Consider the following 22,869-nt stretch of genomic DNA (forward strand, 5'->3'; position numbering starts at 1 on the left):
CTTACTTTCTAAGGTGAAATTGGATGAATTGGCAGAACAAGAAACAACCCCCGTTCAATGACCATCTAGGTGTAACCATAGATAATTGGCAGGAAGGCCATGTGGCAATCAGCGTAGAAGTACAACCGGAACATCTGAATACCCACGGTGTACCCCACGGTGGTTTTATTACAACATTAATCGATATCGCTGGCTCTTACTGCGGCCTCTACTGCCCCCACCCCAACCGCCGTCGTAGAGCTTTTACACTTTCTTTAACAGCAAATTTCACCGGTCAGGCAAAAACTAATCAACTCACTGCGATAGGTAAGCTAACGAGTACTGGACGAAAGATATTCTATTCATATACAGAGATATACGACAGTGAAGGAACTTTAATTGCCACCGGCCAAATGACTATGCGCTATCGTGGTGGCAGTGAAACATTAGATGGCGAACTAATTGATGAAAACACTTTCGAAGTTTCTGAGTAGGTATTTAGAGCATTGTTGCGATCAAATCTAACCTCTCACCACTCTCCTCTTGATTCAACCCTATTCTCCAGCGTCACAGATTATTTGCAGCGGCTCTTACGGCCTGTTTCTTTAGTTACCATACTTTGCTTAGCGGCTTTACCACCTTAGTGAAGTGTCCGGAAGTATTAGACCACTACGGACTGCCCAAAAGAATCGAATACCGTCTACATCTTGCTATTCAAAAATAGAAAGTCACGGCTAGGTATCTAACCAAAACACTGACTCTATCTCAGTCAAACTTTAAAAGTTGTTCTAAGGGTCTGATGGGATCAGCAGAAACTCCGGCTTGATAAATACTCGGTACAGAGCATAAGCGGACGGAACTTCCTTGCTACAATACCCTGTTTATTCCCAACATTACCCCTTCTGCCTCTATCCAAATTTATCATTCCGAGCCTTAAGTGAAACTCCACGACCTTATAACGTTTAGCTCTGAATCAAGTTGAAATGACCTTAAAAGATCAACGCCAGTAATACCGTTAACGCCTTTCTCTAACCTATGGACGTTTAAATTTTTTCCTATTCATTGCTGCTTTTAATTTCATTTATCAATCCAGCTTCACCAAGTCAGATATATTTACACTTGAATCAACCATCACACCAGACAGCAACCAACGCCCACCCTCCCCTGCAAATATAAAATGAAGGCAATTGTTACATTCAGGAGTCGAAGCATATACTACCGATTTCGGCTCGACAGGTCTTCCTTCAGCTTTAAGGTAAGCCTTTTTAAAATCGCCGTACCTATGGAGAAACCGCTTCCAAAGGCTTAAACCAGAAAAAACAAATTCAAATTCCTCCGCTGAAAACTTAGCTCTCGATACGATTTCATATACACTAAAAAACTGCTCAACACTTTCTTCAGCAGAGCTATTGTTAAGCCTTACATGAATAGCATCCCGCCCCTTAATCTCACCCGCTCCTTTCGGAGAGTATCCCTTCGGAAAAACGTAGAATGATGCCCCACCTTCCGAGCTGTTGCTCCACTTATATCCTGTACTTTCGGAATCTATTTTCGATAACCATACTACCTCACGCCCTCGATAATTCCTGACTTCTACGGAAAAATATCGACTCCCTGTCTCGCCACGCCTAACACAGACATTATCGCCTGTAAACGTACATTTACCAAAGGCTACATCACCGTGCGAATTAATACCAAGTAAGACAAATAGGAACAGTAGATAATGTTTCCGAAAACGCATCACTAACCTTCGTATTGGGAAAACAGCCAATCAAATTCCTTATCATACAGGACCCCAGATCTACGCTGACCATCTAAATGGCTACAAGACATTAAGCTATTGGTAAAATTCCTCTGATACCCAAGCCCAAGAGCGCGCCCAAAACCGTGGGCAGCAGTATTTTTACTCCTATCCGCCTCGAACTTAAAATAGATAGTGGGCATACGGCTGATGAACCTCTCTAACGGGCATAGCCTTGGGTATCCTCAACTCAATCATGGGGTCCTAGTTACGACCATTCATATGGATAATGCCAAGGGCATCCACCAGCTAATAGTCAAAAAGCCGTGAATGGTGATCTCATTTAGGCTACCCATCAACTGGTAGCTGCTACCGATCAGGTCACTGATCGCCAGGGAACCCAATTGCTATCGCGGCGTTTACCCCAAGGATCAATCGAAAATGGTACACGTGAACGCCCTGCCAGTACGCCGGATGCCAGGTTGCCAGGTTGCCAGGTTGCCAGGTTGCCAGGTTGCCAGGTTGCCACACTGTAGACGTAATCTACCCCAGCGTCTTTGGGAACAGCGTTGGGCTTGGTGCTTTCGTAGGCTGTTATAACGACTGCGGAAAATTTCACCATCGGCGACGCAGCTAGCGATAAGTCGATGATAAGGCGCACCCTTGGCAGTTTTTCCTGGAGGACTTTTTCTTCATTGATCACCGTATAGGTAGCCATCGGATGATAGGTGCCCGGCTGGTATTCAAACAGGCGAATATGGGCTTCGGTGGTTAAAAGCCCGTAGTGGCCGTCCTGGTCGTACAACCTAGTAATGGTATCGCCATTATTGACTATGCCGTGAACCCGGCCGAGCTTATCACAGAAGGTGCCAGCCATCTGGATCTTGGCACCGGAGCTGACAGTGCGCTCACTGAAGGTTTTGTATTCGAAGCTACTGCATCCACTGTTGAGGCATTATTAATTTTCAATTCTGCTTTTTAAATCAGGACAACCTCAACTTAAGTGCGAACTATTGATAGGGAGTTGATATTTTTATAGATAAAGTCCATAAAAATATAGGCACGAAAATAATCATATTAGATTTTATTCAGTTTGTTTTAGTGTCAAAGCTGAGTAAAATTGGCAGATATTTATCGATATTTTGGCCGTAATTGAGTATGCCTGAATAGGCTCGCAACCAAAAGATTAAGAAACCCAAGAGCTTTCCAACCCCATTTCTCAAAGGAGAACAGTAGCGTGACATAAGAGTAAGTAAAAGGCGCTGACCCAAGGTGCGGACACACCAGGGGCCAGCTAACCAAGTTGATAACTAACCTATCAAAGTGGCTCAGTGGATAATACGCTAGAAACCCGCTCGTCTTCAATAAAGTGGAGCAGATTCAGAGTCTTGAAGAGATTTTTTAAGCTCTGGCAGCGTTGCGTCTGTCTTTTCTTATTCCACGCCTACCGTTCTCGTGCACCGCCCTTCACTTCTGCCACGCATTACTTACCAAGCATCCCCCATGCGGAAGATCCGCACACGATTTTTAGTCTTTACAGGAAATGACCATGTTTATTTTAAAACGCCGGACCGGCGAGAACTTAAGAATTGGAACTAATATCTCAGTTACAGTATTGGAGGTTAAGGGCAAACAAGTGAAGATAGGAATCAATGCCCCCAAATCCCTTTCCGTTTACCGCGAAGAGATTTATTTACGTATCAGGAGGAGTAGCAAGTGAGAAACCAAATACGCCGAAAGGGCTTCCCTTTCGGCTAGATTACTATTTAGAGCTAGTGGACTGGAGTGGTCGAAATTTAGATCCCAGAAAGCGCGGCTCCATTAATGAGAAAGCCCCCATACTCGAACACCTGGGTATACCACCAAAACACTAGTTGTATCTCAGTTGTAATTTTGAATACCGCTCTAATGGCCTGGTTGGAGCAATAGAAACTGTACGACAAGCTTAACTCAAGCTCGGGAAATACTGGATACAGGGCATCAGCGATTGCCAACGCTACCTTTCTGAAACACTCTACTAATTCTGACTCCCTCCAATTGCCTTCATTCCTCTCAGATTTTTCCTAATACCTTAATTTTAGCATCCGAAGCATAATGCTTACCCCTTTCACTACGCCTTAGTACCAATTTAGAAAAAACCAGTCGTTAAGGGGGATACCTGTGCCTTAGCTCGCCCCTCACCCTTATCTATGGGTGTCGTGAATTCATCTTTCCCCAGCAGAGTAAGAGCTACCTTTATCAGCAAGCTCCGCATAAAAACCCCTGTCAAAACTAATTATCATTTGAACAAACTGTATTGCACCACCTAAGTTATTTCTTATCGAAGAATTACAGCACCGAGAGCCACGAGGAGAGAGAATGTAAATATCATTCCACCACTAACAACAAAACCTACCAAATAAATTTTTCTGGAATTTAGACCAAACCTATATGACATAAAACTTGTAATTAATGCTAAGCCTCCGACAATATAAAAAAGTAAAGCTGTATCTATTCCAATCTTGGTATGACTAAAACCATAATTAGTCCGCCCTAATAACTCCGATAGGTGCCACCCTAAAACTAAACACAACACGAGCAAGCTAAGCCCAGCTAAATTTGAGAATATAGATTTCATCAGTTAGTACTCCACAAATTGTCTGTTTGGAGTTGATCACAACACCAAGATAAGGCTCCACTATAAAATCATATAAAAACTGATATGCATCTAGAAGGTATATGTCTAGCACCTTCCTCCACACAACAAACTACAAGCATGAACTATTCAACCTTATTCCAATACGGTGTTCTTTCTAACATTTCCTGCTGAATATCTTCTGGAAGAAGTTGAAATGGTGGAATTCCCTGCTGTATCTGCCATCCACCTCCTAGCGATAGATACACCTGCACCAGATTCGCTGCCACGGCACCTCGTGCTATCGCCAAAATATCCTGCTGCTGAACATCTGATATCAGCGTAGTTATCACAGTATCAAATTCCACTTGGCCATTAGTATATTGAGACAGGGAAATATCGACAGATCGCTGGGAGGCCTGGGCAGCCACCTCATAGTGAACTAATTGCCTTTGAGATTTTATATAAGCGACAATAGCGTTCTCCACATCAGCTTGAGCTAACAAAACTATTTGCTGATAGTCAGACACCAACTGCTGAAAAATCGCATCCTGTAGCCTGACATTGCTCCGAAGTCTTCCGTAGTTAAAGAGATTCCAGTCAAATTCAATAAAAAGGTCCCAGGCACTACTGCTGCCATTAAGTTGACCGCCATTGATATCGATAGCCCCTATCTCCCCACCGATACTAAAATTTGGATAGAGTTCCGCCCTCGCAACACCTATTAACTCACCTTGAGCTGCCAGCCGTCGCTCTGCTGCACGGATATCGGGTCGCTGCCTTAATAGATCCTGAGGCATACCAACAGTAACGACTTTAGGAATCATAGGTATGGATGAGGGAAAAGAGACTATGTACCTCAAACTATTAGGAGGTATTCCCAGAAGGACTGCCAGGGCATTTTCAAACTGCTGTAAGCTTATCTCCAGTCCCGGCACACTGGCCTCCGTGTTACTGAGCAAAGCCTGCGCTTGCTCCGCATCAAGTGCACTGACCTCTCCTGCACGAAATTTGACTCTCGCGATCCTTAAACCCTCACGTTGTACGCGAATGTTTTCCCTGGCAACTTCTAGCCTGCGTTTCGTTGTGCGAATATTGATATAGGTTTGCGCCACCTGGGCAATAATAGAAACCAGCACACCATCATAGTCCGCTATGCTGGCTTCAAAATCTGCTGCGGCCGAATTAACCAGCCTTCTTAACTGCCCCCAGGTATCTAATTCCCAGGTTAAATTAAAGTTCGGGTAATATTCAGTCTGCAGATTGCCAGTGATCCCCGATCGAACATACTTTGAACGATCAATAAGTCCCTCAAGCTGCTGTGTTTGGGGATACTGGTTACCTATTGCAATAGCTAGTTGTTGCTGGGCCTGGAGAGCCCTGAGAGCCGCAGAACGCAGCTCCAGGTTATTTTCAATCGCAAGTGAGACCAATTCGTCCAGCGTCACATCTGAAAATGCCCACTGCCACCACAATGGGTTAACGGCTTCCAAGGTATCCAGTTTTGAGCTGGTTTGATAGATCCACTCACTTTCGACCTCTACCGGCGGGGGATGGTAATCTGGCCCCAGCATACAACTACTGCCGAAGATGAGCAGCAATGCCAACAGACACCCCTGTAGGCTCCGTATTAACCCTTTCCTGAAACTATTGGGATTGCACCGGTTCATCTTGCTCGGTGCCCGCAGAATTGCTCATTACTAGCACTGAGCTGGTAAATCCAACACGAAGCTTCACAGATTCGGGGACTTCTGTCAGATGAATCCTGACAGGAATACGCTGTGCAAGGCGAATCCAGTCAAATGTGGGATCTACCATTGGCAATAAGTCATTACCTGCAGTTCCATCTTTGCGAGCAATACCCCAGCCAATACTTTCAACATATCCTTCCAATTCTAGGTGAGGATAAGCCATCAACTTCATAAACGCTTTATCCCCCGGAGCGATCCGACGAACAAAAGTTTCGCGAAAAAAACCATCAATGCGAAAAGTGCTTATATCAACTACAGAAAGTGCAGGTTGGTTGGCGACAGCCTGATCACCGTAACGAAAATCTATATTGGTAACATAACCAGTAACCGGAGCAACAACTGTTGTGTATTCGAGATTAAGCCGCGCCTGCTCCAGCAGCGCAAAAGCCGCACGAACGCCCGGGTTATCGGCTCCAAGCGCTCCCAATTGTGCTCTAACCTGCTCCAGCTCCGCTTGGGATTGCTCCAAAGCAGCCATAGATTCCACCAAGCTGGCTTCTGCACCCGCTCGATACTCAATTGTGGATTCATACTCAGCCTGAGCCGCTTGCAATGCCCTTACTGATGTCGCTCTCTGGGGTAGCAGTTCTCTCTGCCGATCATATTCAGCTTTGGTTCTTGCAATTTCCGCATCAAGCGCGCCAATATTACTTTTTGCCAGATCAATATTTGCTATTGATTCCCTAATCCTGGCCTCATAAGCGAGAACATTCTTGTTTTGCGCTCGGTATGTATCGAGAGCTTCCTCGTACTCTGCCTTGGCCTCTTCCAAGGCTGCTTCATATATTCTCGGATCAATCTGAAACAGTAGTTCCCCTGCTTTAATAAACTGATTATTCTTAATAGGCAACTCAACTACCTGTCCAGTTACCCTGGGAGTCACTTGAATAATATCCGCCTGCACCTTTCCATCCCTGGTCCAGGGATTATTGAGATACCTCCAGAACTGGACAATAAGTAACAGCAGTGCTACAAGCACTATTGTTCCAGTAAAAATATATTTTCTATACCTAGCCACTACTATATCCCCAAGAATATCCTTCCTATAAAAATTGCATAAATTAAACTGAGGGAGATAATGACAACCGGCGGATTTGCAAAGTATCGGGACAAACGATACCGATCCAAAAGCCTAGCGGTTAACAATGCCGCAACAACACCAAACAATGCTATCACTAATATTGGAGATAGATAGAAACTGCCTATTGATATATCATGCGGTACTCTTTCCATTTAAAATCCTACAGGCATTAAAGACACCTTTCCTCGCAAAAAGCCTTCCAGTCCACAGTTTCCGAAAGACGACGAAACTCTACCAAATAATTATTTATACAGTGGGTAACACCCAAGAAATAAAGGAAATTTGTTACACCCTCCCTGGATTTTTCACTACATCCCCTTAGCTCCATCAACTCACCAACATCAATGTTTGCCCTCTCAAATATTCTTCTATAACCTCTCCGCAGGGATTCAATATCAACTTTCTGATTTCCGCCAGAGAAATAAATCAGTATTTTGCTAGCTAACCTTCTCCATATGAACGCCTCACGAAGCAACCTTTTAGGAGCCACAAAATTGATTTTTTTCTTATCTATCTTATATAAAAGTTTAACCTGGTTGGATATCAACATAACCAAACCTATCAGGCTTTGCATCTCACTTTTGGTCATACCCCGCATTTTTTTATCAGAAATACCCTCCACCCAATAGAACACTCTCTTCCTTGAGATCATAATAATATTCAGGTGGTACAATATATATAACCGGAAAAACAATGATTTTCTCTTCTTTTTCGGAATATCGCCCTCCACCACCAGCCATGCGGCACTATTGAGAATTCTATCAATACTTCTCTTCAGGTTTATTTCTGGGTGGGCAGTGAAGGGGATATTTCTTGAAACGGCCAAAATACAAAAAATTATTGCTAACACAAATAGATAATTTGTGTAAACCACAAAACTATACTCTTGAGAGTTGTTGAAATTGAAAATAATCTGAGGAAAGATAAGAACCAAGGTTCGAATCATCGACTGGGGCCCAAAGACCTTATTTGAGGAAAAGCTTACTACAAACGTCCATACAAAGATCACGACAGCCAACGAATAAAATCCATGCAATTTCGGCATTAAAAAGAAATAGATAGGTGCCGATAATATGCATACTAAAATCGTGAAAACACAGGTTTCAAACAATTGAATTTTGGGGGTCATTGAGGCGAGAATACCTATTACTGTTATCAGTAATATAACCAGCAATCCACCAATCATATCAGGGATAAAAAGATATGCCAGATAAGCGATCCACATTCCCATCTGAACACGGACAATATTAGTCAACCTGTCTGGGTCGGGCATCAAAGCTCCAAGCCACCCTATACCATCACTACTTACCTGTCTCGAATAGGAGTCACCCCGGGTTTGTATATCATTTACTGAATCAATCAGAGATCGGGTTTCTACCTCCAAGTCATTTAAGGATTTTCTAGTAACGGCTAAAGCAGCGGTTTCAAAGGTTGACAACCTCTTTACTTCTTCAATATTTCCTCGAACCACTCTCCCATTGGCACTATCTACAGGCATTTCCTCTGAAAGGGCAGTTTCCACTTGCGCGAGACGCCCCTCAATGTCGGGCATGTATTCGTCGACACCAATAAGGAATTTTGATATACCAAGATCACCAGAGAGGGCTAAGCTTTCTTCCAACTTCAAGAGGGATTGCGTGACGGCTGTCGCAGATTGACCAAAGTGACCCCACTGCTTTCGACATTCCCACACCTCATAACTATCTGAGCTCGCATCGCCAATGGCTGTTTGTAAGCGCGTATCAAGCTCTAAAAGAGCAACACGCTTTTTACGCCTAATTTTTATTTTCTCGCCACTTCTAACCCGGGAAAAACAATTATCCGCAAACCGACGATGCTCTCTCAATAATTCCAGAGATGCTCTTCTTAACTCACCACGACTACAGTTAGGCCAGATCAAAACGGCTACCAATCCGTAGACAATTATTCCGAGCAGGGACTCCTGAATACGTAATACCCCAGCCTTGTAGGAGATAGAAAAGTCACCACCGGTCACATCCCATAATAAAAAGATGACATAACCACTTGTAAGCCAAAAGTACTGGTAGTTCGACCTCTGTAAAAAATAAACACAGATAGACACCCAAATAGATAGGGCGATCATAAACAACCAGCGATCCTGTGGAAATAACGCGACGATTAACCAGCCAGCTAGCAAGGCAAATAGCGTCCCTAAAATCCACAAAATAGCTCGATTTAGCGACTGCCCAAGATTTGCCTGGCTGCAAACAATAACAGCAAATCCACCCCAAAAAGGTTTTTCCCAATTCAGGCCCAAGGCAATGGCATAAACGATCACTAAAGCTGTTGCTAGCTTAATCGACTCTTTAACATTACGAGACAACTGCAAAGCTTTCTCCGACCATTTCTACATACTATTAATTCGTCATTTTGATCTATGACACAGCAATATATATTCACCCCGAATATATACTGGATAACCAAAAGGAAGTATGGCATACCAAGAGCTAAAGAAATTCGCTATCGGCGAGCTTCTCTAAACCAGCCCCAGATCTAAGAATCAATCCAAATAATATGAAATATAAAAGCTGACAAACAATAAAAATAAACGCCTAAATCCCCCAAACATGCAGGTACATCCTTATAGACTTTTCCTTTCTGCAAGCCTAAAGATCAAGATTATGACTAACTGAGCCACACCCAAAATACACTACTTATAAATCTTTAAGGCATGAAGGGAACGAAGTATTTGCTGTATTGCCAGACCAAATATTGGTCCCAGAACTACAATCTGAAGCCTCGTTGTCATCTAAAAGGTCATCAAAACCACTGCCTGCTACTGTATTTCCACTAACTACATTGTCCATATTCTGAATGACATATGGACCTCCAATCGCTATGCCCCAAATTTCATTATTCTGGACATTATTACTGGCAATAACACAAAAAGAAGCACCTACAGTCACACCATCAATTATTCTTGCTCCCAGGCTTATAGCAACAGCATTACCTTCTAAATAATTATTCCCAATATAAGAAAAGAAACCAAAGCCACCTATTCCATTTTCAAAAAAACCAGAGACACTATTTCCAATTGCAACATTAGCAACCCCTTCCAGCACAATACCCGATGCCTGAACATTAGTGATGTTTGACAAGGTATTCTGTCGGATAAGGTTACTATCACTTTCTGCAAAAACGCCTGCGCCACTGGATTCCTCGACGGTTACACTGAATACTTTATGTAGGCCACTCCCCGCCAACTCCAATCCAGTTTCACAATTACTAACAACTCCACCCGTCACAACTCCTGAAGTTCCCAACATAAGTACCCCAACCCCATCGGTAGTGCATTCAATTGCGCCTTCACCAGACATTACAAGACTACCGTCAGGGCCTTCAACCGTTATTGCTGGATCTTCGCTGCAAGAAAGCTCACCAGTAAGAGTCTGCGCGTCAGTAATAGTATCGCCACATTCAACATCTGCAATGCAGACTGAAGAAAAGTATAGAGTTGACATCACCACCCCAGGAGCAAGGAGTGTTTTTGGAGAGAAGGACATTTATGGAACCTCAGCAAGTAGAGTATAGCTTCACCAAAGTGTCGCCTCTTTACGATCAACCCACTATAGGAATATTTTCTTAACTTCTAAAGATTTTTAAGGCAGGATGGAAATGATGTATCAGCAGCATTGTTAGACCACACATTTAAACCATCACTACAATCTGACTCTTCATTATCATCCAAAATATCATCATTACCACTTCCAGTTACAGTATTCCCTGTCACTAAATTATCCATGTTAGGATATGTATAGGGTGCGCCTATTCCAATCCCCGTACGTAGACTGCCTACCACTGTATTACTTTCAATTACGCAATACGAAGCACCTATACTCTCTCCATCAACTACTAATGCACCCAATATAATCCCCAACTCACTATTATCTACATAATTATTTCCAATATATGAATAGAAACCAAAGCCAGCTATTCCATATTCTAAAAATCCAGACACATTATTACCAACGGCAACATTTCTCTCACCATCTAGCTCCAAACCAGATGCTATTACGTTAGTAGTGTTCGACACCGTGCTTTGACGAATTAGATTACCGTCACTTTGTGCAAAAATTGCTGCGCTAGAGGATTCTTCAACTGTTACACCAATCACTTTATGGGAACCATCTCCATCCAGCAACAACCCTAAATCACAATTAGTGACAACCCCGCCCATGACAAGCCCAGATCTCCCCAGCATATGGATTCCTATACCATTAGTAGTGCACTCAATAGAACCCTCACCTTCTATCACAAGGAAACCCTCCGGCCCCTCAATAGTTAGCGCTGGATCATCACTGCAAGATAATGCGTCAGTGAGGACTTGAGAATTGGCAATAATATCTCCGCATTGGACAGCCAAACTACCGGTAGAATAAACACATGAAAGCAGCATCACTAATCCAGTCGCGTAGATATCCTTTGGGTAATTAAACATGGATTGAGCCCCGGTAAGAATGTAAAAAAATATCACCTCAGTATCGCCTGTCCGTATTACCCTGCCATAGGAACATCATCTCAATCCATAGAAAATAACATGCTTGCACAGACCAATTCCCAAACACACATAAGAAGAATTCTTCCTGCTTCATCAACCCCTCTAAGGTGCACTGCTTATTTTGCCTTGGTCACCCAATCCAATAACGAATAACAAAGATGAAAAACTCTGCAAGTTAGAGTTCCATAATTTAACTTAAGAGCCAATATAGAAGCTACAGGATTACCCGCAGCAAAGTGGATTAACGCAGAACAATCAAGCTCGTGCCAATTAATTAATAATCCAATGACCCCTAAAATAAAAAAGGCCCCATTGGGGCCTTTTCAATCTCAGCTAGCTCAGCAATTATGCATTTAGAGCTTTAAACTCGCGTCTACGGCGGTGCAGAACCGGCTCGGTATAACCATTCGGCTGGGCACAACCTTCGAATACCAGCTCACAAGCAGCCTGGAAGGCAACGCTCTTATCAAAGTTCGGTGCCATATCGTTATAGTTGGAGTCGCCGGCATTCTGGCGGTCTACCACAGCAGCCATACGCTCCATGGTTTCACGCACTTGCTTTTCGCTAACGATACCCTGCTTGAGCCAGTTGGCGATATGCTGAGAGGAAATTCTCAGGGTTGCACGGTCTTCCATCAGGCCGACATCATTGATATCCGGCACCTTGGAGCAACCCACGCCCTGCTCTACCCAGCGTACTACATAGCCGAGAATACCTTGAGCATTGTTGTCCAACTCAAGCTGGATATCTTTAGCACTCCAGTTGGTTTCAGCCGCCACCGGAACTGTCAGAATATCTTCCAACTTAGCGTGATGGCGATGTTGAATCTCTTCCTGGCGGCGATTCACATCCACTTTGTGGTAGTGCAAAGCATGCAAGGTAGCAGCCGTGGGCGACGGTACCCACGCCGTATTGGCACCAGCCATTGGGTGGGCCAACTTAGCGTGCATCATGGCTGACATCTGGTCTGGAATTGGCCACATGCCTTTACCAATTTGCGCTCTGCCCTTCAGGCCGCTGTTCAGGCCAACATCCACATTCCATTCTTCGTAGGCGTTAATCCATGTGGATTGCTTCATATCACCCTTGCGAATCATGGGGCCCGCAAGCATGGAAGTATGGATCTCGTCACCGGTGCGATCGAGGAAGCCAGTATTAATAAAGACTACACGCTCTTTCGCTTCGGCAATACAAGCTTTGAGGTTCACAGTGGTGCGACGCTCTTCGTCCATAATGCCCATTTTTACTGTGTAACGGGGCAGATCGAGCGCATCTTCGATTCGGTTAAACAGAGTATTGGCGAAAGCCACTTCCTCCGGGCCGTGCATCTTTGGTTTTACGATATAGATGCTGCCTTCACGGGAATTCTTGATCGGGCTCTCACCACGGAGGTCATGCAAAGCGATCAAACTGGTGATCATGCCGTCGAGAATCCCTTCAGGGATTTCCTGGCCATCGCCGAACAGCACTGCATCGTTGGTCATCAGGTGACCGACGTTGCGCACGAACATCAGGCTGCGCCCCGGTAAGGTAACCTGGTTGCCGTTCGGGGAGGTGTACTCACGATCTGCATTGAGCTTTCGCTCAAAGGACTTACCGCCTTTGCTAATGGTTTCCTTCAGGTCGCCCTTCATCAGACCGAGCCAGTTGCGGTAAACCACTACCTTATCTTCAGCATCGACAGCCGCTACCGAATCCTCGCAATCCATAATGGTGGTCAGCGCGGATTCCATTAGCACATCTTTCACACCGGCATCATCGGTTTTGCCGATGGGGCTCTCGCGATCCACCTGGATCTCAAAGTGCAAACCGTGCTGCTTCAGCAGGATGCTGGAGGGCTCTTCACTGTCACCCAAATAACCAACAAACTGCTTGGCATCTTTTAAGGTGGCGATGTCGCCATTGGCCTGTACCACTTCCAGCAGTGAGCCATTGATGCGGTATTGCACCGCCTCAGCGTGACTACCACAGGTAAGCGGGGCCGACTGATCGAGGAAGTTGCGTGCATATTCGATCACTTTAGCGCCGCGAACCGGGTTGTATTCCGTACCTTTTTCCGCGCCACCCTCTTCACTGATCACATCTGTACCGTACAGTGCGTCGTAAAGGCTGCCCCAGCGCGCGTTTGCCGCATTGAGCGCATAGCGTGCATTCATTACCGGCACTACCAGCTGAGGTCCCGCCAGGATAGCGATCTCTTCATCGACATTTTCGGTAGTTGCGCTGAATTCAGCAGGCTCGTCGGCGAGGTAGCCGATCTCTCGCAGGAAAGTCTGGTAGCCTTCCAGATCGCGGAAACCTTCAGGGTTGTCCGTGTGCCAGCGATCCAGGATCTCCTGCAGTTCATCACGTTTTTCCAGCAATGCGCGATTTACCGGGGCCAGATCGTGGACAATAGATTCCAATTTGGCCCAGAAAGCTTCGGCGCTAACTCCAGTTCCTGGAATCACCTCCTCGCAAACCAGGTTGTAAAGTTCTGGTGCGATTTGCAGATCGCCGATTTGGACTCGTTCCGTCATACCCAGGGCCTCTCATCAGATTGTTGGAATAGCGGCATTCTAAACAGCCATTTCCACATACCGCTAATTTATAGACACAATTCCCACTATTCATAGATCGAATTTTTATGAAGAAGTGGCTGATGTGCGATTGCTCGGACAAAACCACGCAGACACATCACCTTACTGCAATATCGTTACAAAGCGCGGCCAATATCGAGAATTAAACGGCGCAGCCAGCGGTGCGGGGCGCTCTGTTGCAACAGTGGGCTCCAAGCCATTTTTAACTCCAAGTTGGGAATATCCAGGGGCGGATCACGCCTCACCACGCGGGGATTATCACTGGCCAATTGGGCCAAGCGAGTGGGCACCGTTACGATTAGATCGCTCTGTTCAGCCAGCAGCATAGCTACCTGGTAGTGACGGGTGAAAACGGAGATATCCCGCTTCTCTCCCAAACGACCTATGGCCTCATCCACCCAGCCCAAGCGCTGTACATCTTCCGGGTTAACTCCGACACCCACCCCCATACCGGTCTTGCTCACCCAGATATGCTGGGCTTCCAGGTAGCTCTGCAGATTGTAATCCCGGAGTATCGGGTTATCGGCGCGCATCACACAGGAGAAGCTATCGCGCCATACGGTGGCCTGGTGAAAGCTCTGCGGCATGCTGTCAAAGCGGTTGATCACCATATCCACTTTGCCCTGCTCTACATCCACAAAGCTCACATCACTGGGCGTCATGATATCCAGGCTGATACCCGGGGCGTCATCCCGAAGCTGCTTTAACAGCGGCGGTATCAGGGTGGACTCGGCGTAGTCACTGGCCATGATGCGGAAGGTGCGGCGGGTATTGGCGGGGTCAAAATCCCGATTTGGCTGGATAACCCGATCAATGGAGGAGAGTGCTTCGCGCACCATCGGCTGCAGTTCAAGAGCCCTTTCCGTGGGCATCATGCCCTCACGGGTGCGCACCAGCAACGGATCGTCAAACAGTTCCCGCAGGCGCTTCAGGCCATTACTCATGGCCGGCTGGGACAGCCCCAGGTAATTGGCTGCACGGGTCACATTGCGTTCGCGCAGTAGCACATCGAGGTAAACCAGCAGGTTCAGGTCAGCTCTTTCCAGTTGCATACATCTATTCGCCAAATCGATAGTGAAAATAAAATCAATAAATTAGGCAAATTATGCCACTCCTCCTAAGATACTCAACACCTAATCGCAGTCACCGTTTAAGGATTTACAGTCATGTCCACTTACACTCAAGACATCGACGCGGTAGCAAAGCTCCGTGAAAGCCATGGCAGCTCCTGGGACGCCATTGATCCCGAATCTGTTGCCCGTATGCGTGCCCAGAACAAATTCAAGCACGGCCTGGATATTGCCAAGTACACCGCTGATATCATGCGCGCCGACATGGAAAACTACGACAAGGACACGTCCAAGTACACCCAGTCCCTGGGTTGCTGGCACGGTTTCATCGGTCAGCAGAAGATGATTTCTATTAAGAAGCACTTCGAAGGCAACACCGACCGCCGCTACCTGTACCTGTCCGGCTGGATGGTCGCCGCTCTGCGCAGCGAATTCGGTCCTCTGCCCGACCAGTCCATGCACGAAAAAACTTCCGTAGCTGCTCTGATCGAAGAGCTCTACACCTTCCTGCGCCAGGCTGATGCCCGCGAACTGAACGACCTGTTCCGCGAAGTGGATGCCGCTCGCGAAGCTGGCGATAAAGAAGCTGAGAAAGCTGCCCAGGACAAGATCGACAACCACAAGACTCACATTGTACCGATCATCGCCGACATCGATGCAGGTTTTGGTAACGCCGAAGCAACTTACCTGCTGGCCAAGAAAATGATCGAAGCGGGTGCTTGCTGTATCCAAATCGAAAACCAGGTTTCTGACGAGAAGCAGTGTGGTCACCAGGACGGTAAAGTAACCGTTCCCCACGAAGACTTCCTGGCCAAGATCCGCGCAGTTCGCTACGCGTTCCTGGAACTGGGCGTAGACAACGGTGTTATCGTTGCCCGTACCGACTCCCTGGGCGCTGGCCTGACCAAGCAAATCGCTGTAACCAATAAGCCGGGTGACCTGGGTGACCAGTACAACTCCTTCCTGGATTGCGAAGAAATCGATGCTTCCGAGCTGGCCAACGGCGACGTAATCATCAACCGCGAAGGCAAGCTGCTGCGTCCTAAGCGTCTGGCTTCCAACCTGTTCCAGTTCCGCAAGGGCACTGGCGAAGCGCGCTGCATCCTGGACAGCATCACCTCTTTGCAGAACGGTGCAGACCTGATCTGGATCGAAACCGAGAAGCCTCACGTTCGCCAGATCGGCGGCATGATGGACGAAATTCGCAAAGTCGTTCCCGATGCGAAGCTGGTTTACAACAACAGCCCGTCCTTCAACTGGACCCTGAACTTCCGCCAGCAGGTATTCGATGCCTGGTCTGAAGAAGGTAAAGACGTATCCGCATACGACCGCGCCAACCTGATGAGCGCCGAATACGACGACTCTGAGCTGTCTGCAGCGGCCGACGAGAAGATCCGTACCTTCCAGGCCAACGCGGCTCGCGAAGCTGGTATCTTCCACCACCTGATCACTCTGCCGACTTACCACACTGCGGCCCTGTCTACCGACAACCTGGCCAAAGAGTACTTCGGTGAGCAAGGTATGCTGGGCTATGTGAAAGGCGTACAGCGCAAAGAAATCCGCCAGAGCATCGCCTGCGTTAAGCACCAGAATATGGCTGGTTCCGACATCGGCGACGACCACAAAGAATACTTTGCTGGTGATGCTGCCCTGAAGGCTGGTGGTAAAGACAACACCATGAACCAGTTCGGTTAATCGACCGGTACGGTTTCAGTAAATTTGAGGCGGCACTTGCCGCCTCTTTTTTTGAACCCATTGGGTTCATCTCAAAGCACCGCAAGTTTGCCTACGCTTTGATCTCTGCAATTTTTATTACTTGGGCCGCTACTGCGGCCCTTTTTTATTCCGAAACTGAACTACCCCGGTTCTTTCCCTCGTAAAGACAACTCCTCGGCTAGCCTTAAAGCACCCTCGTTGAAATTCGCGCATCATGAGCGATCAAAATTTAATTCTGATATTCAATTGCGGCAGCTCGTCAGTGAAGTTTTCCGTGCTGGACCCAGATTCGGGTGCAGAACATCTTGCTGGTATCGCGGAAGCCCTTGGCACCCCCAAAGCCAAACTGAAGTGGCACTATCAAGGAACAGAAGACTCCCATCGGCTCGCGCTGGATAGCGACCACGCGGCAGTAATTAATGAGCTGGTAACACAGTTTGACCGAGCCTGGTCAGAGTTACAGGACGGGTTAAAAGCGATAGGTCACCGAGTCGTCCATGGCGGCGAGCATTTCTCCAGCTCCGTTCTGATCAATCAGAAGGTGATGGCCTGTATCGAAGAGTGCTGTGACTTGGCCCCCTTGCATAACCCCGCTGCTCTCAAGGGGATCTACGCCGCCCTCGATGCATTCCCCCAACTCCCCCAAATCGCCGTCTTTGATACCGCCTTTCATCAGCAAATGCCGAAGTATGCGTATCTATACGGGCTCCCCTACCCACTGTACGAAGAGCACAAGATCCGCCGCTATGGCATGCATGGCAGTAGCTATCAGTACATTGGCGAGCGGTGCGCTGAACTACTGGGAAAACAGACGGCTGAACTCAATATTATTGCTGCTCACCTTGGTGGCGGCGCCTCTATTTGCGCCATCAAACAGGGGCGCAGTGTAGATACAAGCATGGGGCTTACACCTCTTGAAGGACTGGTAATGGGGAGTCGCTGCGGCGATCTGGACCCGGGAATACTCCTCTACTTACAGCAAGCGCTGGGATATACCCAAGCCTCACTTGAGCAGCTGCTAAATAGAGAAAGCGGTATGCTGGGCATATCCACCCTGAGCAGTGATTGCCGCGCGCTAGAGCAAGCTGCAGAAAAAGATCATCAGGGAGCCAAACTCGCCCTGGAAATATTCTGTTACCGCCTGGCCAAATATATTGCTGCTTACACCATCCCCTTGGGTAGCGTCGATGCTTTGGTATTCACAGGCGGTATCGGGGAGAACTCCTCCGGGGTGCGAAGCCGGACCATCGAATGGCTCAAACCCTTAGGCTACCAGCTCAACCCCGAAGCCAATCAGAAAACCAAGTCGCAAGTAGAGGGCTTAATCTCTGCGCAGGAAACTCCCAACATCCTGGTAATCCCCACTAAGGAAGACTGGATTATTGCCCGGGATACATCGCGCTTGGTGCAGTCTTAAACATGCTGCGACACAGCAATGCCAGAACCCTAATGCTGGTTCCTCTGGAAGCGGGAGCCGGCATCACCTCTGTAAGCCTGGGTTTAATTCGGGCGCTAGACCGAAAAAGTATTGAGCTTCAATTTTTTAAGCCCGTCGCCGAGCCCCCGCCACCAGACGGCACTATAGAGCGCACCACCGAAATCTTGCGGCAAACATCCAACCTGGCCATCCCCAGCTCGCTGAGTGCCGAATATGCGGACTCGATGGTATCCACCGGAAAAATGGCAGATTTACTGGAAGAGATTCTCGCCCGCTTCAGACGAATCTCGGCGAAGGCTGAAGTTAATGTAATCGAAGGCGTGCTACCCAGCCGCGACAATCCCGTGACTAACCAGCTGAATTATCAAATTGCCAAAACTCTAGATGCGGAAGTGGTACTCGTCGCCTGTCCATCTCCCGGTGCCAGCGACTCAGTCAAGCAACTTCGCGAGAGACTGGAATTTGCCGTTCGTCTTTATGGCGGCGAGGATGCAAAGCGCGTAGTGGGCTGCATCATCAATAAAGTGGGTCTGCCTGCGGAAATTATGGATACTCCCGGAGCTCATTTAATTGGACTGCATTCACAACTGGAATCTAGTAAAGAAAGCCCCCCTAGCCTGACCCCTGAGATACTTTCAAAGCAGATTCCACTGCGTATTGTCGGTTTTATTCCCTGGAATGCAGAACTGCTCTCTCCCCGTGCACTCGACCTGGCGCGGCACTTTAATGCAAAGGTACTCAATAAAGGGGAGCTGGAAACACGCAGGTTACATACCGTCACATTCTGCTCCCGCTCACTGCCCAATATGTTGAGAAGATTTAAGCCTGGGGCCATGCTGGTAACTTCTGCCGATAGGCCCGATGTGGTTGTGGGCGCATGTTTGGCCGTGATGAATGGAGTCAAAATTGGATGCCTGCTATTAACCGGCGGCTACCATTTGGACAAAGCCATTTTGAAACTGTGCACCCCGGCCATGGAAACAGGCCTACCCATTTTACTGGTGCCTTCCAATACCTGGCACACTGTGATGTCACTGCAGACTTTTAATTTGCGCACCCCATCAGATGACAGAAATCGCGTGGACCGGGTGCAGGAATTTTTCGCCAGTCGCTTAGATGAAGAGTGGGTGGAATCACTGAGCCAGCAAAGTGAAATCCCCAAACGCCTTTCACCCCCGGCATTCCGCTACCACCTCACGGAACTGGCCCGGCGCCGCACTATGCGGATTGTCCTACCCGAAGGAACCGAACCGCGAACCATTCGCGCCGCCCAGCTCTGCCTGGAGAGAGAGATTGCACACCCGGTTTTATTGGGCGAAGAAAAAGATATTTTCAAAATTGCCGAGCAGCAGGGGTTAAAGCTCAATAAAAAGTTGGAAATTGTCGATCCCAAGGCGGTGAGGGCACACTATGTGGAACCCATGGTTGCCCTGCGTAAAAACAAGGGACTTACTCAAGTAGTGGCACTTGAGCAACTACAGGATAATGTGGTTCTCGGAACCATGATGTTGGCATTGGGTGAAGTGGATGGACTGGTGTCCGGCGCTATTCACACAACAGCCAATACCATTCGGCCCGCCCTGCAACTGATCAAAACCGCCCCGGATGAAGAGCTGGTTTCCTCGATATTTTTTATGCTGCTCCCTGAACAGGTACTGGTCTACGGAGATTGCGCGATCAATCCCGATCCCGATGCACAGCAACTCGCCGCTATAGCCATTCAATCAGCAGATTCCGCAGCGGCATTTGGTATAGAACCCCGAGTCGCAATGATCAGTTACTCCACCGGCACATCCGGCAGCGGCAGCGATGTCGATAAAGTCCGCGAGGCCACCCAGCTGGCCAAACAGAAGAGACCGCAGCTGATTATTGATGGCCCCCTTCAATACGACGCCGCCTTAATCCGCAATGTCGCTGCCCAAAAAGCCCCCCACAGCCCCGTGGCCGGCAGGGCCACAGTTTTTATCTTTCCCGACCTGAATACCGGCAACACTACCTACAAAGCCGTTCAACGCAGCGCTGACTTAGTGAGTATTGGGCCAATGTTGCAGGGATTGCGCAAGCCGGTTAACGACCTATCACGGGGCGCACTCGTGGATGATATTGTGTATACCATTGCCCTCACCGCCATCCAGGCCCAGGGCAAACTTCACTAATTTTATTTACTCACGGCGCAGGGGCCTGCGCTGGTCGATATACTCTTGTAACGCGGCCGCAACGATATAGGCTTCCAGCCTGTGCTCATAGGTCTCTGTATGATCGTACCCCATTCGCTGTAAGCAGCGCTGGATATAGTCAGCACTTGAGGATTTATCGTGCCAGACCCGGCGGCCTTTAAAAATATTGGCCAACACTTTCCACCAACTTTTATCAGCGGAGCGCAAGTTCTGTAGGGCCACCGCTAGCAGGGCTTCCTCATCAGAGAAATCAGTACCCAGTGGATAGTGAGGCAGTTCCGCCAGGCATTTTTCGTCATTGAATACACTGGCGAGGTGTTCAGGTGTGTTTTTATTAAAACTCTCGGGAATCGAAAAGCTTTTTTCTATCTTCCCCGCGTGCTTGGCCTGCTCTAGCAATACAGCTTGAAAGCGGGTATCACAGATACTGAGCATGGCCACCATTACATCCCGGTCTGTTTTACCACGCAAATCGACTGCGCCATATTCCGTCACAACCACATCGCGCAAATGCCGGGGAATGGTCGTGTGAGGATATTCCCACACAATATTACTCTCGCAGATACCATCGCGCATTCGCACACTGGGGAGCGCAATAATGGATCGGGCCCCAGGCAAGTCCCAAGCCTGGGCGACAAAGTTATATTGCCCTCCCACCCCACTCACCACGTGGTTATCCACCAAGGCATCCGAGACAACCGCTCCCCCAAGAGTCACCATCATGGCCGAATTTACAAAGCGCGCATGCTGTCGCTGCGCCAGCTTTAGGTCTCTTTGGGATTGGAGGTCATTGGTAAAACTGATGTCAATCATATCGAGACCTGCACCCTCCTTAGGGTCCAGATCCCGCAACTCTCGATACATAAGTTCCGGCCCCAGATAGAAGCCGCCATGTAACCAGATCCCCCCAGCGATCTTTTTATTCAGGCAACTACCAATTAGACGGCGGCGCCCATGTTCGCTGTGAAGATCACACTCCTCTTCTTCACCATCAGGAGTCAGCAACTTATGGCCCCGCCAACTGTAGCTGGGGTCCACAATACCAAGCTGCTGTAAAAAATCTGTATCCGCCACGGTTAAAGGGCAACTGATACGGCCAGCATTCTTTAATGCCAGCAGCGTTTCTTCCTGCACAGTATCAGTAATCTGATCGCTATCGAGCAGATGTTGAATTGTCGCATCAGCGTAGACTTTACGGGTCAGAACTCCGGCTCTGCGCAGATGGAGAAAACCGTGGGGCACCATTTCACTGGCCCCATAAAGGCCCCGCTTAAATATGCCAGTGCATAGAGGCAGTTCCTCTCGGTAGCGCTTAGCATCCTCTTCCACCAAGTCATCCAGAATCCGACAAAAGAGGACGTTTTCCTTATGCCTCAAGCGCAGTACATGGCAAACCGCATCTCCCAGGGCGCCGATACCTACTTGAAGGGTTCCCCCATCTTCAACCAGACTGGCGATATGGTAGGCGATGCTGTATTCGGTAAAGGTTACTGGCAGGGCCGGAGCCGCAAACAGCGGCGTATCAAAAGTTTCGCCTTTCAGCAAAAAGTCAAAATCACTGGCCGGTAGCTCACTGCTTCCATGGATATAGGGCAGCTGTGTATTTACTTCACCCAATAAAAACAGGGGGTAGTCCTTGCGCTGAGCAGCCAGCTTTAGAACAGGCAGTGTCAGGTCTGGGTTACAACTTAAACTGAACTTACCTCCACACTCTGAAGGCGCCACCATTTGCGCAATAACGTTAACCCCCCGACTGATCAGCTCACCGGGTACCTGGGTATAATTTGCACTCACGTAGTGTTGCTGCGCATAGTTGTTGCCGAGCAGCGAACCGGGCTCCATAAAGAATTCAATAACCTGGATATTACCTGGCAGGTGCCCTTTCCTCCTCGCGGGAACATAAGCAAGGTCTTGGTATTGACTGTAATGGGTATCCAGAAGTGGCTGGATAAAGCGCCGGGAAATATCACTATCCCCACGGGGGCGCTCCAGCGTCAGGGCCGTAAATATCGTCAGAGAAATCGTATGATCTTCTGCCGCTCGAGCGTATAGCGTATTAGCGAAATGGTTTGCCTTACCAAGCCCCAGCGGTAATGCCAGAACTATTTTCTTGCCGACGACTTCTAAAAGCTTATCGACACATTCCTCGGCACTGGTAAAGCTCTCTGGAGAATTCTTGTGCGCAGATTCCATCGGAGGTAGC

General features: G+C 47.8%; 16 protein-coding genes. 5 read left to right on the top strand and 11 right to left on the bottom strand.

What is annotated here, in order from left to right:
• Nucleotides 1–23: 23 nt before the first annotated feature.
• Nucleotides 24–473, top strand: coding sequence for a PaaI family thioesterase (locus ACJJI1_RS20975; RefSeq protein ID WP_444957892.1), 450 nt, complete (start codon nucleotides 24–26; stop codon nucleotides 471–473).
• 590 nt (nucleotides 474–1,063) lie between these two features.
• Here the strand turns inward: ACJJI1_RS20975 and ACJJI1_RS20980 are convergent.
• Nucleotides 1,064–1,750, bottom strand: coding sequence for a hypothetical protein (locus ACJJI1_RS20980; RefSeq protein ID WP_444957893.1), 687 nt, complete (start codon nucleotides 1,748–1,750; stop codon nucleotides 1,064–1,066).
• Between the two features lie 346 nt (nucleotides 1,751–2,096).
• Complete coding sequence (locus ACJJI1_RS20985; protein WP_444957894.1) at nucleotides 2,097–2,597, bottom strand: hypothetical protein; 501 nt, start codon at nucleotides 2,595–2,597, stop codon at nucleotides 2,097–2,099.
• 672 nt (nucleotides 2,598–3,269) lie between these two features.
• Between ACJJI1_RS20985 and csrA the strand changes: the two genes are divergently transcribed.
• Complete coding sequence (gene csrA, locus ACJJI1_RS20990) at nucleotides 3,270–3,440, top strand: carbon storage regulator CsrA (RefSeq protein ID WP_444957895.1); 171 nt, start codon at nucleotides 3,270–3,272, stop codon at nucleotides 3,438–3,440.
• Between the two features lie 1,040 nt (nucleotides 3,441–4,480).
• Here the strand turns inward: csrA and ACJJI1_RS20995 are convergent.
• The 8 genes from ACJJI1_RS20995 to ACJJI1_RS21030 form a co-directional block, all read right to left on the bottom strand.
• Nucleotides 4,481–5,941: an efflux transporter outer membrane subunit gene (locus ACJJI1_RS20995; protein ID WP_444957896.1), complete on the bottom strand. Its 1,461-nt coding sequence runs from the start codon at nucleotides 5,939–5,941 to the stop codon at nucleotides 4,481–4,483.
• A gap of 40 nt (nucleotides 5,942–5,981) precedes the next feature.
• Nucleotides 5,982–7,064 carry an HlyD family secretion protein gene (locus ACJJI1_RS21000; RefSeq protein ID WP_444957897.1) on the bottom strand — a complete coding sequence of 361 codons (1,083 nt, stop codon included), beginning with the start codon at nucleotides 7,062–7,064 and terminating at the stop codon, nucleotides 5,982–5,984.
• Between the two features lie 41 nt (nucleotides 7,065–7,105).
• Complete coding sequence (locus tag ACJJI1_RS21005) at nucleotides 7,106–7,318, bottom strand: DUF1656 domain-containing protein (protein WP_444957898.1); 213 nt, start codon at nucleotides 7,316–7,318, stop codon at nucleotides 7,106–7,108.
• Nucleotides 7,319–7,335: 17 nt separating this feature from the next.
• The gene (locus ACJJI1_RS21010; RefSeq protein ID WP_444957899.1) at nucleotides 7,336–9,516 is read right to left on the bottom strand and encodes an FUSC family protein; all 2,181 of its coding nucleotides are present in this window, start codon (nucleotides 9,514–9,516) and stop codon (nucleotides 7,336–7,338) included.
• 325 nt (nucleotides 9,517–9,841) lie between these two features.
• Nucleotides 9,842–10,690 (bottom strand): right-handed parallel beta-helix repeat-containing protein, encoded by an 849-nt coding sequence (locus tag ACJJI1_RS21015; RefSeq protein WP_444957900.1) that lies wholly within the window; start codon nucleotides 10,688–10,690, stop codon nucleotides 9,842–9,844.
• An 86-nt stretch (nucleotides 10,691–10,776) separates the two neighbouring features.
• Entirely contained in the window at nucleotides 10,777–11,625 is an 849-nt protein-coding gene (locus ACJJI1_RS21020) for a right-handed parallel beta-helix repeat-containing protein (RefSeq protein WP_444957901.1), read from the bottom strand.
• Between the two features lie 405 nt (nucleotides 11,626–12,030).
• Nucleotides 12,031–14,205 (bottom strand): malate synthase G, encoded by a 2,175-nt coding sequence (locus ACJJI1_RS21025; protein ID WP_444957902.1) that lies wholly within the window; start codon nucleotides 14,203–14,205, stop codon nucleotides 12,031–12,033.
• Between the two features lie 176 nt (nucleotides 14,206–14,381).
• Nucleotides 14,382–15,317 carry a LysR family transcriptional regulator gene (locus ACJJI1_RS21030; protein ID WP_108733532.1) on the bottom strand — a complete coding sequence of 312 codons (936 nt, stop codon included), beginning with the start codon at nucleotides 15,315–15,317 and terminating at the stop codon, nucleotides 14,382–14,384.
• 114 nt (nucleotides 15,318–15,431) lie between these two features.
• Here ACJJI1_RS21030 and ACJJI1_RS21035 point away from each other — a divergent pair, with 114 nt between their 5' ends.
• The 3 genes from ACJJI1_RS21035 to pta all read left to right on the top strand — a co-directional run bounded on the left by ACJJI1_RS21035 (nucleotide 15,432) and on the right by pta (nucleotide 20,645).
• Entirely contained in the window at nucleotides 15,432–17,030 is a 1,599-nt protein-coding gene (locus ACJJI1_RS21035) for an isocitrate lyase (RefSeq protein WP_444957903.1), read from the top strand.
• Nucleotides 17,031–17,313: 283 nt separating this feature from the next.
• Nucleotides 17,314–18,468, top strand: coding sequence for an acetate kinase (locus tag ACJJI1_RS21040; protein ID WP_444957904.1), 1,155 nt, complete (start codon nucleotides 17,314–17,316; stop codon nucleotides 18,466–18,468).
• Nucleotides 18,469–18,470: 2 nt separating this feature from the next.
• Nucleotides 18,471–20,645, top strand: a complete 2,175-nt coding sequence (gene pta, locus ACJJI1_RS21045; protein WP_444913995.1) for a phosphate acetyltransferase — start codon at nucleotides 18,471–18,473, stop codon at nucleotides 20,643–20,645.
• 6 nt (nucleotides 20,646–20,651) lie between these two features.
• Here the strand turns inward: pta and ACJJI1_RS21050 are convergent, their stop codons facing one another.
• Complete coding sequence (locus ACJJI1_RS21050; RefSeq protein WP_444957905.1) at nucleotides 20,652–22,859, bottom strand: acetyl-CoA hydrolase/transferase C-terminal domain-containing protein; 2,208 nt, start codon at nucleotides 22,857–22,859, stop codon at nucleotides 20,652–20,654.
• Nucleotides 22,860–22,869 lie beyond the last annotated feature (10 nt).

It is taken from the genome of Microbulbifer maximicatervae (SeqCode), from assembly GCF_052467065.1.

Excerpts from the sequence above, each read along its gene's own strand:
- ACJJI1_RS20975 (WP_444957892.1), top strand. The coding sequence starts at position 24 with ATGAATTGGCAGAACAAGAAACAACCCCCGTTCAATGACCATCTAGGT.
- ACJJI1_RS20985 (WP_444957894.1), bottom strand. The coding sequence starts at position 2,597 with ATGGCTGGCACCTTCTGTGATAAGCTCGGCCGGGTTCACGGCATAGTC.
- csrA (WP_444957895.1), top strand. The coding sequence starts at position 3,270 with ATGTTTATTTTAAAACGCCGGACCGGCGAGAACTTAAGAATTGGAACT.
- ACJJI1_RS21005 (WP_444957898.1), bottom strand. The coding sequence starts at position 7,318 with ATGGAAAGAGTACCGCATGATATATCAATAGGCAGTTTCTATCTATCT.
- ACJJI1_RS21015 (WP_444957900.1), bottom strand. The coding sequence starts at position 10,690 with ATGTCCTTCTCTCCAAAAACACTCCTTGCTCCTGGGGTGGTGATGTCA.
- ACJJI1_RS21020 (WP_444957901.1), bottom strand. The coding sequence starts at position 11,625 with ATGTTTAATTACCCAAAGGATATCTACGCGACTGGATTAGTGATGCTG.
- ACJJI1_RS21025 (WP_444957902.1), bottom strand. The coding sequence starts at position 14,205 with ATGACGGAACGAGTCCAAATCGGCGATCTGCAAATCGCACCAGAACTT.
- ACJJI1_RS21030 (WP_108733532.1), bottom strand. The coding sequence starts at position 15,317 with ATGCAACTGGAAAGAGCTGACCTGAACCTGCTGGTTTACCTCGATGTG.
- ACJJI1_RS21035 (WP_444957903.1), top strand. The coding sequence starts at position 15,432 with ATGTCCACTTACACTCAAGACATCGACGCGGTAGCAAAGCTCCGTGAA.
- pta (WP_444913995.1), top strand. The coding sequence starts at position 18,471 with ATGCTGCGACACAGCAATGCCAGAACCCTAATGCTGGTTCCTCTGGAA.
- ACJJI1_RS21050 (WP_444957905.1), bottom strand. The coding sequence starts at position 22,859 with ATGGAATCTGCGCACAAGAATTCTCCAGAGAGCTTTACCAGTGCCGAG.